Source organism: Pseudonocardia zijingensis (assembly GCF_042657305.1).
In the GTDB taxonomy this organism is placed as follows: Bacteria; Actinomycetota; Actinomycetes; order Mycobacteriales; family Pseudonocardiaceae; genus Pseudonocardia; species Pseudonocardia zijingensis.
Genome location: NZ_JBHSKO010000006.1, coordinates 25,825 through 39,781 on the forward strand (window position 1 = coordinate 25,825; position 13,957 = coordinate 39,781).

11 protein-coding genes, 1 tRNA gene and 2 pseudogenes are annotated in these 13,957 nt (G+C 71.9%); 11 read left to right on the plus strand and 3 right to left on the minus strand.

Features of this window, described 5'->3' with window-relative positions; all coding sequences use genetic code 11:
• Nucleotides 1-2 precede the first annotated feature (2 nt).
• The 11 genes and pseudogenes from ACFPL3_RS14320 (at nt 3) to ACFPL3_RS14370 (ending at nt 9,017) form a co-directional block, all read left to right on the plus strand.
• On the plus strand, nt 3-779 hold the full coding sequence (locus tag ACFPL3_RS14320; RefSeq protein ID WP_343941859.1) for a pseudouridine synthase: 777 nt from the start codon (nt 3-5) through the stop codon (nt 777-779).
• Nucleotides 780-784: 5 nt separating this feature from the next.
• Entirely contained in the window at nt 785-1,141 is a 357-nt protein-coding gene (gene aroH / locus ACFPL3_RS14325; protein ID WP_343941858.1) for a chorismate mutase, read from the plus strand.
• Between the two features lie 138 nt (nt 1,142-1,279).
• Nucleotides 1,280-1,954 carry a (d)CMP kinase gene (gene cmk / locus ACFPL3_RS14330; protein ID WP_343941886.1) on the plus strand — a complete coding sequence of 225 codons (675 nt, stop codon included), beginning with the start codon at nt 1,280-1,282 and terminating at the stop codon, nt 1,952-1,954.
• Complete coding sequence (locus ACFPL3_RS14335) at nt 1,951-2,595, plus strand: lysophospholipid acyltransferase family protein (RefSeq protein WP_343941857.1); 645 nt, start codon at nt 1,951-1,953, stop codon at nt 2,593-2,595. Before cmk ends, ACFPL3_RS14335 begins: the two co-directional genes overlap by 4 nt.
• Nucleotides 2,596-2,633: 38 nt before the next feature.
• Nucleotides 2,634-4,040, plus strand: a complete 1,407-nt coding sequence (der, locus tag ACFPL3_RS14340; protein WP_343941885.1) for a ribosome biogenesis GTPase Der — start codon at nt 2,634-2,636, stop codon at nt 4,038-4,040.
• A 27-nt stretch (nt 4,041-4,067) separates the two neighbouring features.
• Nucleotides 4,068-4,709, plus strand: a complete 642-nt coding sequence (locus ACFPL3_RS14345) for a response regulator transcription factor (protein ID WP_343941856.1) — start codon at nt 4,068-4,070, stop codon at nt 4,707-4,709.
• The gene (locus tag ACFPL3_RS14350; RefSeq protein WP_343941855.1) at nt 4,706-5,866 is read left to right on the plus strand and encodes a sensor histidine kinase; all 1,161 of its coding nucleotides are present in this window, start codon (nt 4,706-4,708) and stop codon (nt 5,864-5,866) included. Before ACFPL3_RS14345 ends, ACFPL3_RS14350 begins: the two co-directional genes overlap by 4 nt.
• 245 nt (nt 5,867-6,111) lie before the next feature.
• Nucleotides 6,112-6,185 (plus strand) — tRNA-Pro (locus tag ACFPL3_RS14355).
• A 647-nt stretch (nt 6,186-6,832) separates the two neighbouring features.
• Nucleotides 6,833-7,301, plus strand: a pseudogene (locus ACFPL3_RS14360) (IS3 family transposase); the annotation flags it as partial.
• Nucleotides 7,302-7,344: 43 nt separating this feature from the next.
• Nucleotides 7,345-7,488: pseudogene (locus tag ACFPL3_RS14365) on the plus strand (bifunctional methylenetetrahydrofolate dehydrogenase/methenyltetrahydrofolate cyclohydrolase); the annotation flags it as partial.
• A 1,319-nt stretch (nt 7,489-8,807) separates the two neighbouring features.
• Nucleotides 8,808-9,017, plus strand: a complete 210-nt coding sequence (locus tag ACFPL3_RS14370; RefSeq protein ID WP_343941854.1) for a hypothetical protein — start codon at nt 8,808-8,810, stop codon at nt 9,015-9,017.
• A gap of 90 nt (nt 9,018-9,107) precedes the next feature.
• Here the strand turns inward: ACFPL3_RS14370 and ACFPL3_RS14375 are convergent, their stop codons facing one another.
• From ACFPL3_RS14375 to ACFPL3_RS14385, 3 genes are read right to left on the minus strand one after another with little or no spacing between them, the layout of a single operon-like run.
• On the minus strand, nt 9,108-11,726 hold the full coding sequence (locus tag ACFPL3_RS14375; protein WP_343941853.1) for a hypothetical protein: 2,619 nt from the start codon (nt 11,724-11,726) through the stop codon (nt 9,108-9,110).
• Nucleotides 11,727-11,754: 28 nt separating this feature from the next.
• Nucleotides 11,755-13,056, minus strand: a complete 1,302-nt coding sequence (locus ACFPL3_RS14380; protein WP_343941852.1) for an ABC transporter substrate-binding protein — start codon at nt 13,054-13,056, stop codon at nt 11,755-11,757.
• A gap of 43 nt (nt 13,057-13,099) precedes the next feature.
• Nucleotides 13,100-13,954 (minus strand): carbohydrate ABC transporter permease, encoded by an 855-nt coding sequence (locus ACFPL3_RS14385; protein WP_343941851.1) that lies wholly within the window; start codon nt 13,952-13,954, stop codon nt 13,100-13,102.
• Nucleotides 13,955-13,957 lie beyond the last annotated feature (3 nt).

The following is a 13,957-nucleotide window of genomic DNA, read 5'->3' on the forward strand; positions in this document are numbered from 1 at the left end:
AGATGACCACAGGTGCGCGCCCCGAGGGCGTCCGCCTGCAGAAGGTGCTGGCCCAGGCCGGCGTCGCCTCGCGCCGAGCGGCCGAGGAGATGATCGCGGCAGGCCGCGTGAGCGTCGACGGCAAGGTCGTGCGCGAGATGGGGCGGCGCATCGACCCCGACACGGCCGTGGTGCACGTCGACGGGTCCCGCATCGTCCTGCAGGACGATCTGGTGCACCTGGCGCTCAACAAGCCGCGCGGCATCCTCTCCACCATGCACGACGACCGGGGCCGCCCCTGCGTCGGCGACCTGGTGGTGGAGCGCGGCATCGTCGACGAGCACTTCACCGGCTCGCCCCGGGCGCGCCTGTTCCACGTCGGCAGGCTCGACGCCGACACCGAGGGCCTGCTGCTGCTCACCAACGACGGCGAGCTGGGCCACCGGCTGATGCACCCCTCGTACGAGATCGAGAAGACCTACCTCGCCGAGGTGATCGGCCAGGTCCCGCGCGACCTGGGCAAGCGGCTGCGCGACGGGGTCGACCTGGACGACGGTCCGGTGCAGGTGCACTCGTTCAAGCTGGTCGACTCCACGCCGGGGCGCTCGCTGGTGGAGCTCGTGATCCACGAGGGCCGCAAGCACGTCGTCCGCCGTCTCCTCGACGAGGTCGGCCACCCGGTGCAGCGGCTGGTGCGCACCGCGGTCGGCGACGTGCGGCTGGGCGACCAGCGGCCCGGCCGGTTCCGGCCGCTCACCCGCCCCGAGGTCGGCTCGCTCTACCGATCGGTCGGGATGTAGTGGCGGTGCGCGCGATCCGGGGCGCCATCCAGGTCGGCGGCGACACCCGCGAGGAGATCCTCGAGGGCTCCGCCGAGCTCGTCACAGCGGTGCTGGAGCGCAACGGGCTCACCGCCGACGACATCATCTCGATCCTCTTCACCGCCACCCCGGACCTCACCGCGGAGTTCCCCGCCTACGCCGCGCGGCTGCTCGGGCTCACCGACGTGCCGCTGATGTGCGCCACCGAGATCGCGGTGCCGGGCGCGATGCCGCGCACGCTGCGGCTGCTCGCCCACGTCGACACCCCGCGGGCCCGCGCCGAGCTGCGCCACGTCTACCTGCGGGGCGCGGCCGCCCTGCGCACCGACCTGCCCCAGTAGCCGAACGCCGGGCCCGTCGGGCGGCAAGGCATGATGGTCGGCGGCCCGCGATCGGCGCGCGGCAGGACACGGGCCGGCGCGGCCCGAGGACGAGGGGGCTTGCGGGTGACGACCGGGCGGCTGCACGGGGTCGTGGCGATGGACGGACCGTCGGGCACGGGGAAATCGACCGTGTCACGGCGGCTGGCCGCCGCGTGCGATGCCGCCTACCTCGACACCGGGGCGATGTACCGGGCGATCACCCTCGCCGTGCTGCGCGCCGGGCTCGACGGCACCGAGGCGGAGGCCGAGAAGGTCGCGGTGGCCGCGGTCGGCGACCTGGAGTCGGTGACCGACCCGGCGGCGCCCGCGATCCTGCTGGCGGGCGAGGACGTCGAGGCCGAGATCCGCGGTGCCGCCGTCACCGGTGCCGTCAGCGCGGTCTCCGCGATGCCCGCCGTGCGCTCGGCACTGGTCGAACGCCAGCGCGCCCTCATCGAGAAGGCGGTCGCCACCCGCGGCGGCATCGTGGTCGAGGGCCGCGACATCGGCAGCGTCGTGGTGCCCGACGCGCCGTTGAAGGTCTACCTCACCGCGTCCGAGGAGGTCCGGGCCGCGCGCCGCGAGGCCCAGGACCGCAAGGCGGGCCGGCTGGCCGACCACGGGGCGGTGCTCGCCGACGTCCGCCGCCGCGACCGGCTCGACTCCACCCGCAAGACCTCGCCGCTGCACGCCGCCCCGGACGCACTCGTGCTCGACACCGACCACCTGTCCGTCGACGACGTCCTGACCGAGCTCCTGCGGCTGGTGGAGGACCGTGGGATGGTCACGTGAGCTCTGCGGACCTGCCGCCAGGCGCCTGGCCGTGGATGCACGACCTGGGCCGCTGGGTCGCGTCCTGGCTGTTCCGGCCCTTCTACCGGGTGCAGGTCCACCACCGGGAGCGGATCCCGGAGCGCGGGCCGGTGGTCGTCGTCGCCAACCACAGCGCGTTCGTCGACGGACCGCTGCTGTTCGGACTACTCGGGCGCCGCACGGTGTTCTGGGTGAAGCAGGAGATGTTCAGCGGGGTCGCCGGCTGGGGTCTGCGGCGCATCGGGCAGCTGCCCGTGCGCCGTGGGGAAGCCGACCGGCGGCCGCTCACGGCGGCGGTCGCGGTGCTCCGCGGCGGCGGGCTGGTCGGGGTCTTCCCGGAAGGCACGCGCGGCAGCGGAGACGTCGCGGCGGCGCAGCACGGGGCGGCCTGGCTGGCGCGCACCAGCGGGGCAGCGGTGCTGCCGGTCGTGGCGCGGGGCACCCGGCGCCCGGAGGGGTCGGGCCGCCGGTGGCGGCCACGCGTCGACGTGGTGGTGGGGGAGCCGCTGACCGTCCCCGGCGGCGGTGGGCGCGCCGGACTGGGCGCCGCCACCGAGACATTGCGGGCCGAGCTGGCAGGCATGGTCCGCGAACTGGACGAACTACGGACACAGAACTGAGTGGGCACCACGTGAACGGAACCGACGACCGCGCTGCCATGGCCGCGCTCGGGATCGACCCCGACGAGTTCGGGGCGCCCGACGGCCCCTCCGCGCCCGACGAGGACGTCGAGGCGGCACTGTCCGCACCGGTGCTCGCCGTCGTCGGGCGTCCGAACGTCGGGAAGTCCACGCTGGTCAACCGGCTGCTCGGGCGCCGCGAGGCCGTGGTGCAGGACATCCCCGGCGTCACCCGCGACCGCGTCGCCTACGACGCGCTGTGGAACGGGCGGCGGTTCACCCTCGTCGACACCGGCGGCTGGGAACCCGACGCCACCGGCCTGCAGGCCGCCGTCGCGGCCCAGGCGGACCTCGCGATGAAGACCGCCGACGCGGTGCTGCTCGTCGTCGACGCCACCGTCGGCGCCACCGCCACCGACGAGGCCGTGGCGCGGGTGCTGCGCCGCTCGGACCGTCCCGTCCTGCTCGCGGCCACCAAGGTGGACGACGAGCGGCTCGTCGCCGACACCGCGTCGCTCTGGCGGCTCGGGCTGGGCGAGCCGCGCCCCGTCAGCGGCCTGCACGGGCGCGGGTCCGGCGACCTGCTGGACGCGATCCTCGAGGCGCTCCCGGAGAGCCCGCGCGACGACGTCGGCGCCGGCGCCGGGGGCCCGCGCCGGGTCGCGCTCGTCGGGAAGCCGAACGTCGGCAAGTCGAGCCTGCTCAACCGCGTCTCGGGCGAGGTGCGCTCGGTCGTGCACGACGTCGCGGGCACCACGGTGGACCCCGTCGACTCGCTCGTCGAGCTCGACGGTGAGGTCTGGAGGTTCGTCGACACCGCGGGGCTGCGCAAGCGCGTGCAGACCGCGAGCGGCATGGAGTACTACGCGAGCCTCCGCACGCGCGCCGCGATCGAGGCCGCCGAGGTGGCCGTCGTGCTGATCGACGCGAGCGAGCCGATCGCCGAGCAGGACCAGCGCGTGATCTCCATGGTCGAGGAGGCCGGGCGCGCGCTGGTGCTGGTGTTCAACAAGTGGGACCTCGTCGACGAGGACCGCCGCCACGCCATGAAGCGCGAGCTGGAGCGCGACCTCGTGCGCGTGCCGTGGGCGGAGCGGGTGAACGTCTCGGCCCTCACGGGCCGCGCCGTCCGCAAGATCGCGCCCGCGTTGCGCACCGCGCTCGATTCGTGGGACCAGCGGATCCCCACCGGCCGGCTCAACGGCTGGCTGGCCGATGTCATCGCGGCCACGCCGCCGCCCGTGCGGGGTGGGAAGCAGCCGAAGGTCCTCTTCGCCACCCAGGCGCAGAACCGGCCGCCGACGTTCGTGCTGTTCAGCACCGGGTTCCTGGAGGCGGGATACCGCCGGTTCCTGGAGCGGCGGCTGCGCGAGGAGTTCGGGTTCACCGGCTCACCGGTCCGCATCAACGTCCGGGTGCGCGAGAAGCGGAACAAAAAGGGCTGATCGGAGCCCTCGCGTTACCCTCGACGGGTGACGGTCCGGGTCGTGCTCGCCGATGACGAGCCACTGATGCGGGCCGGGCTGCGCACGGTGCTCGAAGCGGGTGGCTCCGTCGAGGTGGTCGGGCAGGCCGAGGACGGCGCCGCCATGCTCGCCGCGGTCGACGCCCACCGGCCCGACGTCGTGCTGGTCGACGTCCAGATGCCCGGCGTCGGCGGGCTGGAGGCGCTGCGCGTGCTGCGTTCGCGCCCGGACGCGCCCGCTGCGGCCGTGCTCACCACGTTCGACCTCGACGACTACGTGACAGAGGCGCTGCGGCTGGGCGTGCAGGGGTTCCTGCTCAAGGACGCCGACCCGGACACGCTGGTGCGGGCGGTGCTCGACCTCGCCGCTGGCGGCGCCGTGCTCGACCCGCGGATCACCGCGCGGCTGCTGCCGCGCCTGGCCGCCGGGTCGGCCCGCACCGGCCCGTCCCGGCTGGACGAGCTGACCTCGCGCGAACGGCAGGTGCTGCGCGGCCTCGCCGCGGGCGACTCCAACGCGGTGATCGGGGGGCGGCTCGGTCTGGCCGAAGCCACCGTCAAGAAGTACGTGTCGGCGTTGCTGATCAAGCTCGGCGCCGAGAACCGCGTCCAGGCCGCGTTGCTGGCGCAGGGTTGGGGGTTGCCGTGACGAGGATCCGGATCCCGTCGGTCGCCGCGCTGCCGAGCCGCCGGTTGTTCGTCGAGACGGCCGCCGTCGTGCTCCCGGCGATCGCGGTGCTGCTCGGTGTGGCGCCCTTCGAGTGGTCGGTGCCCGCGGCGCTCGTGGCGTGCGCGCTGCTGCCGGTGCGCCACCTGTGGCCCCCGCTGGGGCTGCTCGGTTCGTTCGCGGCGCTCGCGGGCGGGCTGGGCTGGCCGCCCGCGATCGTCGCGCTCTACACGCTCGGCAGGCGGTGCCACCGCGTGGCGGCGCTCGTGCCGTGGCTCCTGGTCACCATCGTCGTCGCGGTCGTCCCGGTGCTGCTCACGCAGGACCTCGACCCCGGCCAGATCGTTCTCACGTTCGCGTTCGTGGCCCTGTACGCCGGGGCCCCCGCCGCCCTCGGGCTGCTGGTGAGCACGCGCGCACGGCTCACGGAGAGCCTGCGCCAGCTCGAGCAGGCCCGCGAGGAGGCGCTGGCGGCGTCGCGGGATGCCGCGCGGGCGCAGGAGCGGGCCCGGATCGGCCGCGAGATCCACGACGCCGTCGGCCACCACGCCACGCTCATCGCGGTGGGCGCCGCCGCGATCGCCGCGTCCACGTCCGAGGAGGAGACCCGGCAGGGCGCCGAGCAGCTGCGCGGGCTGGCCAAGCGCGCGCTCGCCGAGATGCGGGCGGCGCTCGGCCTGCTCGACGGTAGCGAGCACGTCGCGGGCCTCACCGAGATCCCCGCGCTCGTGGCCGGCTCCCGCGCCGCCGGCGTGGCCGTCGACCTCGACGAGTGCGGTGACCCCGTGGAGGTCGCGCCGGGCACGGGCCGCGCCGTCTACCGGGTGGTGCAGGAGTCGCTCACCAACGCCGCCCGGCACGCCCCGGGTGCTCGGGTGACGGTGCGGCTGCGCTGGCGGGGCACCGAACTCGCCGTGGAGGTGCGCAACGGCCGCGGCCCGCGGACCGGACGGCGGGTGGACACCGGTGGTGGTGCAGGTCTCACCGGGCTCACCGAGCGCGTCCGGGCGGCTGGGGGCGAGCTCACCGCCGGCCCGCAACCCGACGGCGGGTTCGCCGTGCGCGGCACTTTCCCCCTCGACCCACCACCGCCGACCGCCGCGAACCCGGTACGCGCGGAAGAGCCCGCCCTGCCTTGAACGGGCGAACAGGACGTAACCGGCTGCCTACTGGCGAGTACCCACCAAAGTCGCCGTCCAAGTGCTACCGACGACGGTGGTGCCCGCGCCGCTCACCCCGGAGACTGATGCCTTCGCCGCGCTGGGCCACCGGCGCGCGCGGACGGTCAGGTGCGACTACCAGGCGCGTTGGGGGGAGTCACGACCGGCCGGTCGGGGCGGATCGGCGATGCGGTAGGCTGATCCCGCTCCCTTCGGGGGGTGGCCGGGACGTGGCGCAGCTTGGTAGCGCACTTGACTGGGGGTCAAGGGGTCGCAGGTTCAAATCCTGTCGTCCCGACGGCACAGACGGGCGGTTCCCTTCGGCGGGGGAGCCGCCCGTCGGCGTTTCTACCTGTGGAAACCGCGCCTTCTAGTGATCTTGACGGCCGCTGCTAGTGATCTTGCGGCTTGGTTTGGTAGGCGCATGTTCATGCCCAACCGGAGCAAAACTGGAGCACCGCGTCGGGCGGGGTGAAATGGGGTCGCGTTCCGCTCCAGGATGACGGTGTGGTTTCGGTCACTAGTGGTCGGTTCGGGTCGGTACAAGTCGGCCGGCAGGTTCAGCAAGCCATACCGTTCGTGGCGAACCCGTCGAGGTAAAGGGGTCGCAGGTCGCGCGGCGTCGCGATCTTGCAGCTGCCTGGGCATCCGCTGCTCGTCGATCACCTGCCCGATTCGCGTGGCGGCATCGCGTCAGCGCGACCTGTGCTGCTCACCGGCGTCGGCAACGCCAGGTTCGTCGAGTTCGCCACGAAGATCGACGGCTACTGCGACGAGCAGCATCGGGACGACACCATCCCCCAGATGCTGGCGACGGCGCGCGTTCCCCTCAGGGCCTCAGCCTGTCATGATCGGACGTACCGCGACTCAGTTCGCTCTGCCCCGCGCGGCCGAGGCCGCACCGGATGCCGACGGACTTGGGGTGCTGGATGAGGTTGGCCACCAACCGAGCACCCCACCGCCGAGGGCAAGCTCTACCTCTGCGCGGTCAAAGACGCCTGTTCCAAGCGGATCGTGGGCTACTCCATCGACACCCGCATGACCTCCCAGCTCGCCGTCCACGCGCTGCGCAACGCCATCGCGCTGCGCGCCCCGAACGCGACCGCGATCGTGCACTCCGACCGAGGCAGCCAGTTCCGCTCCCACGCCTACCAGCGGGTTCTGCGTGAAGCGCAGCTCCGTGGATCGATGGGGCGGGTCGGGACCTGCGCGGACAACGCCGCGATGGAATCGTTCTTCAGCCTCCTGCAGAAACGTCCTCGACCGCCGCCGCTGGCGCACCCGCACCGAGCTCCGCCTGGCGATCGTGTCCTGCATCGAAACCACCTACCACCGCCGACGACGCCAGGACACCCTCGGCAGGCTCACCCCCGTCCAATTCGAGATACTCGTCTCCACCGCTCACGCGGCCTGAACACCCACCCAACCCGGGTCAACCAAAGTCTGGGCAGCCCCGGATCACGCGGACGGTGAACGGGCTCGTCGGGGATGTGCACCGCGACGTGCAGCATGTGGCCGCCTTCGTGTCTCCGATACCCGGCGGCGTCGGACCGTTGACGCGCGCGATGCTGCTGACGAACGTTGTCGAGGAGGCAGAAAGACAGGTGACCCAGGGGCACGTTGCGGCGGGGGAGCGGCCCTTCGTTGCGGCGGCGCGGCAGAGTCCCGAAGGCGCCGCCGGCAGCACGGCGCGCTCGCGAGAGGCCGGACCCGAGTCGGATGCGCGCAAGAGCGCGCGACCTTTCGACCCGGGACCTCGATCGCACCACCGCCGTATCACGCGGTCCGCGTCTTCCGGAGCCGGCTAACGTCACGTCCCAGACCCTGCGCCACACCGGCATCCGCATCGAGGAGCTGAGGCATGGCTCTGGCGGTAGGCCTCGGGGTCGAACCGGGGCGGCCGGCCCCACGCGACCCACGCTTCCGCCGGTGGGCCTGCTGGTCACCCCGCCCCACCCGCAGGACCCGGATGCGTTCCAGGACCGGCACGAACTGCGGGCTGTCTGCGCGGTGTCGGCGGTGAGCAGCCATCGACAGCGGCCTGCGCCCCTGCTCGCAGGCCAGATGCAGCGTGGTGGTCCACCCACCACGGGACCGGCCCAGCGCATGGTCGGCCAGCTCGACACCGGGTGGCTCGACTTGGCCGGCCGGGTCGCGGCGGGCGCCCGCGGCGTGCTGGTGTGCCCGCACGATCGTGGAGTCCACCGACACGTCCCAGCAGATCAGACCCGCCGCGTCTGGAGGAGTTCGTCTTCGGCTCGTGGGTGCGGCGCTGGACACTCCGGACGCGCCACGATCAAGGAGGGCGGGATCCGGCTCACCCGTGAGGCGCTGACCGTGTTGCGCAGCGAGGGAGCGAGGGGTAAGGGACTCCCGCGAGCACGTGACACCGCAACTCAGCGCCTACTCAACGCGACTTTGCCGACCCCCTGTGTGGTGCACGGAGACCCCAGCCACCCCGCATACTCAAGATCATCCAACTTTGCCGACCCCGTGGGGCAGGTGGGGGTAGTGCGTTCGGTCACCGCTGTCACCGAACGGAGGAAGGCGCGGATGGTCGGTGAGCCGTCCTCGGCGCGCCAGCACACCGCGGTCTCGACCTCCATCGAGTCGCCGTCGAGGTCGAGGTACGCGACACCCGGTCGTCGCAGGACGCGAACGCAGGCCGGCGACTCGAGTACGGGAGATCCACGAACGGCTGCGCAACCATGCCGGTCATGCCGGTTGTGTGCTTGTGGCGGCGCCTGATCCTCAGTAAGCCGAGTGTGTGGGGTCCCAACTACGGAAGAACGCCGCTTGGCGGCGCTGCCGTCGCTGACACGCGGTAGTCGCTGGCGCATACCCATCAGGTGACCGCCGCCAACGCCGGACAAGGAAGGTCTGTGACCGGGGCGCGGCGCCTGGCGCGTACGGCGCCGAAGTGGACGAGTCGCTCGTGGTGACGGATCACCTGCCGGTGATCGCGCCAGTACCGCCCCCGGCCGGCGACCGGCGGCAGCAGCGGCTCGATGCGCGCCCAGGCTTTGTCGGTCAGCTCGCCGTGACCCACCCTGACATGATCAACTTCAGGCGTAGCCGCAGCTACTCCGTGGAGGGCCGGTTCCAGTTCGTGGTGCTGCGCACCGACTGAGCCCCAGCCCGTCCGATGCGAACGGCACCCCCGTCCGATAGAGCGGGACGGGGGTGCCGTTCGTGCGGTGGGAGCGTTCGGGACCGAGGCTTACCCAGCGGCGCCGGGCAACGCGCTCAGCGTCAGGTACGGCTGGTTGGACAGGTCCGGCGCCAGCCCCGGAAGCATCGCGCGCCCCCCGTCGCGGTGCTCGACGTCGAAGAAGTACATCAACGGGTACGACGATGCGGTGTACTCCGCGTCGATCGTGCCGATCAGCCCTCCGTCGCCGCTCGGCTGCATCGCGGTCGTGCGGAACGACTCGGACTGGTCGACGTGGCGGTAGTGCAGGGTGGCGCCCGTCACCGAGTCGGGTGCGAGCACCTCGAGCGTCAACGACAGCGGCGCGCCCCGCTCGAAGTGCGGCGGCTGGACGTGCGCCACGCCCGGCTCGACGGGCCGGGGCGGCACTGGCGGCAGGTCGCTGCGTGCCGCGTCCGGGGAGGCCTCGGCGAGTTCCTCGGCCAGCGCCGCGACGTCGGCGTCGATCTCCGGCAGCCGGTCCGACCAGTGCCCGTGCTCGGAGCGCTCCACCCCGAACCGCATGTCCGGCTGGTAGACCCCGTCGACCACGTCGAGGATCGACGCGTAGGCGTCCCGGGCCGGCCGGTAGTGCGCGAGCGCCGACTCGAGGTGGCGCGGGTCGCCGGTGGCGCGAAACGTCGAGTAGTCCACCGCGCTGCGGAACTTGCCGGCGAAGAACGTGCCCAGGCGGACGAGCACCTCCAGGTCGATCAGCGTGCGGCGAACCTGGGCGTCGGTCGGGTCGCTCGCTGCCCTGGCCCGGTCGAGCGCCTTGCGCCCCTCGGTGACGAGGTCCTCGATCCAGCCGGCGACCTCGAGCGGCGTGTACTTGCCGCTGACCGCGCCCCGGGCGGCGTCCGCCACGTACTCGTCGATGGCGTAGAACGTCGTCGGGTCGAACGGGCTGACCCCGCCCCAGTTCTTCGGGTCGTCGGTGTCGAACGCGTAGTGGGTGGCCTGCACCCGCGCGGAGGTCGCCAGGTTGACGTACACCTCGGGCCAGTAGCCGTTGTTCGACCCGCCCACGCCGTGCACCACCGTGACGAGCGGGAGGATGCGGCTCAGCGAACTCAGGGCGGTCTCGACGTCACCCGCGGCCGTGCCGTAGGTGGCGCGCAGGTGGCGCCGCCACACCTCCGGGTCCGACTCGGGGTCGAACAGCAACCGGCCCCACAGCAGGTAGGTGTAGCGGTACTTGATCCACTCGTGGCCACCGAGCTGCAGTTCGGGGTCGATGTAGGGGTCGCGCTTGCCGGGCTCGCCGCTGCCCTTGCGGCCCTTGAAGAACAGCGGTTCGCAGACGTCGACGCCACGCGACCCGCCGAAGGTGGCGAGCCGGCCGTAGCCTGCGGCGATCGCCGGGTCGCCCCACAGCAAGAGCTTCTGCGTGCCCGGCCAGACCCGGAACATCAGGTCGACCTTGCGGTCGTCGCGGAGGAAGTCGCCGTAGCCGTAGCGGGTGAAGCGGCGGGAGAACTCGGTGATGCCCTTCATGGAGTGACCGGGGGGAATGGGCTTCGCCGCCTCCCGGGCACGGATCGAGGCCTGGTGGTAGGGCAGGCCCAGGTGCTCGGCCCAGTACTTCGCCGACAGCACCGGCGAGAGCATCGGCCGGTCGACCGCGTCGAGCAGCGCCTGATCCACGCCTTTGGCGTGCATGTCGATCTCCAAGGGGCGGCCGACGGAGTCGGCGCCCTCGAACACCGCACTCCAGAACACCTCGTGGTTCTCGTCGTGGATGCCGCCCTCGTAGTGCACCCGGAAGGTCAGGCCGTCGATCTCCGGTACCGCGCGCAGCAGCTGTGCGATGGCGGCCCGGCAGTAGTCGGCGTGGTTGTCCGGACCGATCCCCACGATCGGGTACCGGTGGACCGAGTCGCGGCCGTAGTCGTAGGCGTGGTTCCACAGACCGAGCTGGAAACGCAGGCCCCGCCGCTTCGTCTCGGCTGCGATGAACCGGAGCGTCTCCAGGTTGCGGTCGCGCTCCGCGGCGTCGACGCCCTCCGCCCGCACCTCGAAGCCGTCCACGTCGAGCAGGAACGGGTAGGCGAAGCACAGGTAGTTGTCCGTGGCCCCGTTCTTGTCGGCGCCGTAGTTGTACTGCATCCCGAGCGCGAGGTGGAACCGGTTGAAGCGGGCCGCGGCGATCCAGGTGAGGTACTCGGTCCAGAAGGTGCGGTCGTGGAACCAGGGCAGGTCCTCGTCGACGCTCGAGAACGACCGCACGATCCCGCGAACGGGTACGGCGGGTGCGCCGCTCTCGACACGGGTGGCGGCGAGGGCCGGGAGCGGGTCCTCGGCGTGGGTGACGCGGGCGGCGAGCTCGAGCAGGGCGTATACGGTGCCGGTCGCATCGGCGCCGACGACGGTGATGCGCTCGCCGTCCGGGTGGACGAGGTACGACTCAGCGGCGGCCGGTGGCTCAGCGCCGCCGATGCGCCCCTGCGCCTCCTGCGCGGTCAGCACCTCCACGGTGAGCGAGGCGGGGCCGGTGGGGGTGGGAGAGGTCGTGCAGTGCACGCCCTTCTGCGTGAGCGCTGCGCTCAGCTCCCCGAGGGCCCACGCGACGGGCCGCCCGGCGCCGCCTGCGTTCCCGTCGTTCCACACGAGCTGCACGGAGGTCCGGCCGGCTTCCAGGTTCGACATTTCAGCGATCAGTTCCCATCTGAGGTGGTCAGGCCGCGAGGGACTTGCGGGCGTCGGTGAAGAACGTGCGGACACCGTCCTGCACGGACGTGGAGCCGAAGGCGATGTCCTGACTGGTCTTCAGCAGCAGGTCGGCGACCGCAGTGGAGCTGGGCGGGGCAGGGGGCGGGGGAGGGAGGGTGTTCTCGAGCGCGAGGTTGGTGTAGTCGAGGACCTGCTTCTCGCTGGGTTCGAGCTGGCCCGCCAGCAGGACGTCGCGGGCGGCCGACGACGCCGGCGGGCCGCTGATCAGCCGCAGCGTGTGCGCGGCCTCCTCGCCGTTGGCGAACCAGTTGATGAAGTCGGCGGCGTCCGCCTTGCGGGTGCAGCGGGCGTTCAGCGACAGGTAGCTGCTCGGCGCCGGGAACTGGGGTGCCTTGCCGTCCTTCGTGTACCTCGGCGGCAGGGTGATGTCGATGGTGTGGTCGGTGAGGCTCTGCATCCCGCCCTGGAGGTTCGCGGTGTAGATGTGCCCGAGCGGGGCGATCTTCTTGACGATCGGCATCGTCGGCCAGTCCCCGTACTGCGACTGGGCAGCGATGTCGGCGGGGATCACGCCCCCCGACGAGCGCAGCGCCGCCCAGTACTCGAACCACTCGGCCAGGCTGTCCTCGGTGAACCCGAGGTCCGTCCGGTCGCGGTAGAGCGCTTCGCCCTTGGAGCGCAGGAAGATCTCGAGCGACTGGGGGTCGCCGCTGGGGTCCTCGGATCCGTAGAGGGTGTTGCCGGACGCGCGGCGGATCTCGTTGCAGAGCGCCGCGTAGTCCTCCCACGTCCACGTGCCGTCCGGGTGTGCCACCCCGATGGAGTCGAGGGCGGTCACGTCGTAGGCCATGCTGTAGGTGCTCATCGCCACGGGCACGCCGTACTGCTTGCCGTCGACGCGGCCCTGCACCAACAGGTTCTCGTCGAAGAACTCGGTCTTGATCATCGCGGGGATGAACTCGTCGACCGGGGCCAGCGCGCCTCCCGCGCTGTACTGGCCGATCCGGGCGATGTCGATGTTGATGACGTCCGGCGCGTTCCCGCCCGCCATCTGCGTGGCGAGCTTGTCCCAGTACTCCGCCGTGGCCGACCCCTCGAAGGTGACCTTCACGTCCGGGTGGCCCTGCGTGTAGAGGTCGGCGAGCTGGCCGCGCAGCCCGAGCTTCTTCTGGTCGCCGTAGCTGCTGAAGCGGATGCCGTCGGACTGCTGCCGGGGCGCGAAGCCGCAGGCGGCGAGCACGGGCGCGGCGACGCCGAGCACGGCGCCGGCCTGCAGGAGCCGCCGTCGGCTGAAAGTGGAGCTCATGTCGTCGGTACCTCTCGTGGTGTCGATCACCGGTGATCCGAGGTCAGCCCTTGAGCCCGGTCGTCGCGATGCCCTCGACGATGCGCTTCTGCGCGATGAGGAAGACGACGAACGTCGGGACCAGGGAGAGCACTGACATCGCGAGCAGCTGGCCGTAGGACGAGTCGCCGGTGGCGTCGACGAACCGGCGCAGGGCGACCGGCACCGTCTCCGTCTCCGGGTAGGACAGGTAGATCAGCTGCGAGAAGAAGTCGTTGTAGGTCCAGATGAACGTGAAGATCACGGTTGTGATCAGCACCGGCCCCAGCAGCGGCAGGATGATCCGGGTGAAGATGCGGATCTTCCCGCAGCCGTCGATCATCGCGGCCTCGTCCAGCGTCCTCGGGATCGTCCGGATGAACTGGACCATGAGGAAGATGAAGAACGCGTCGGTGGCGAGGAACTTCGGCACCACGAGCGGCAGGAACGAGTTGACCCAGCCCAGGTTGAAGAACACGACGTACTGCGGGATGAGCAGCGCGTGGGCCGGCAGCATCACCGAGCCCAGCATGATCGCGAACCACACCTTCTTGAACCGGAACTCCAGGCGGGCGAACGCGTAGGCGGTCAGGCTGCAGGCGACGACGTTGCCCACGACGCAGGTGGCCGTGATCGCGAACGAGTTCAGGTAGAACTGCGTGAAGGAGGGATCGGTCGCCGTCCACCCCGTGACGTAGTTGCGCGGGTCCAGCGAGCTGGGCAGCGGGTTCAGGGCGGAGAAGATCTCGCTCTCGGGTTTGAAGGAGCCGCCGACCATCCAGACCAGCGGGTAGACCATCACCACCGCCCCGGCGAGGAGCGCGAGGTGGACGTGCCAGCGGGGTCGGCGGCGCGATCGGGGCGGAGCCGCGGTCGTCATCGG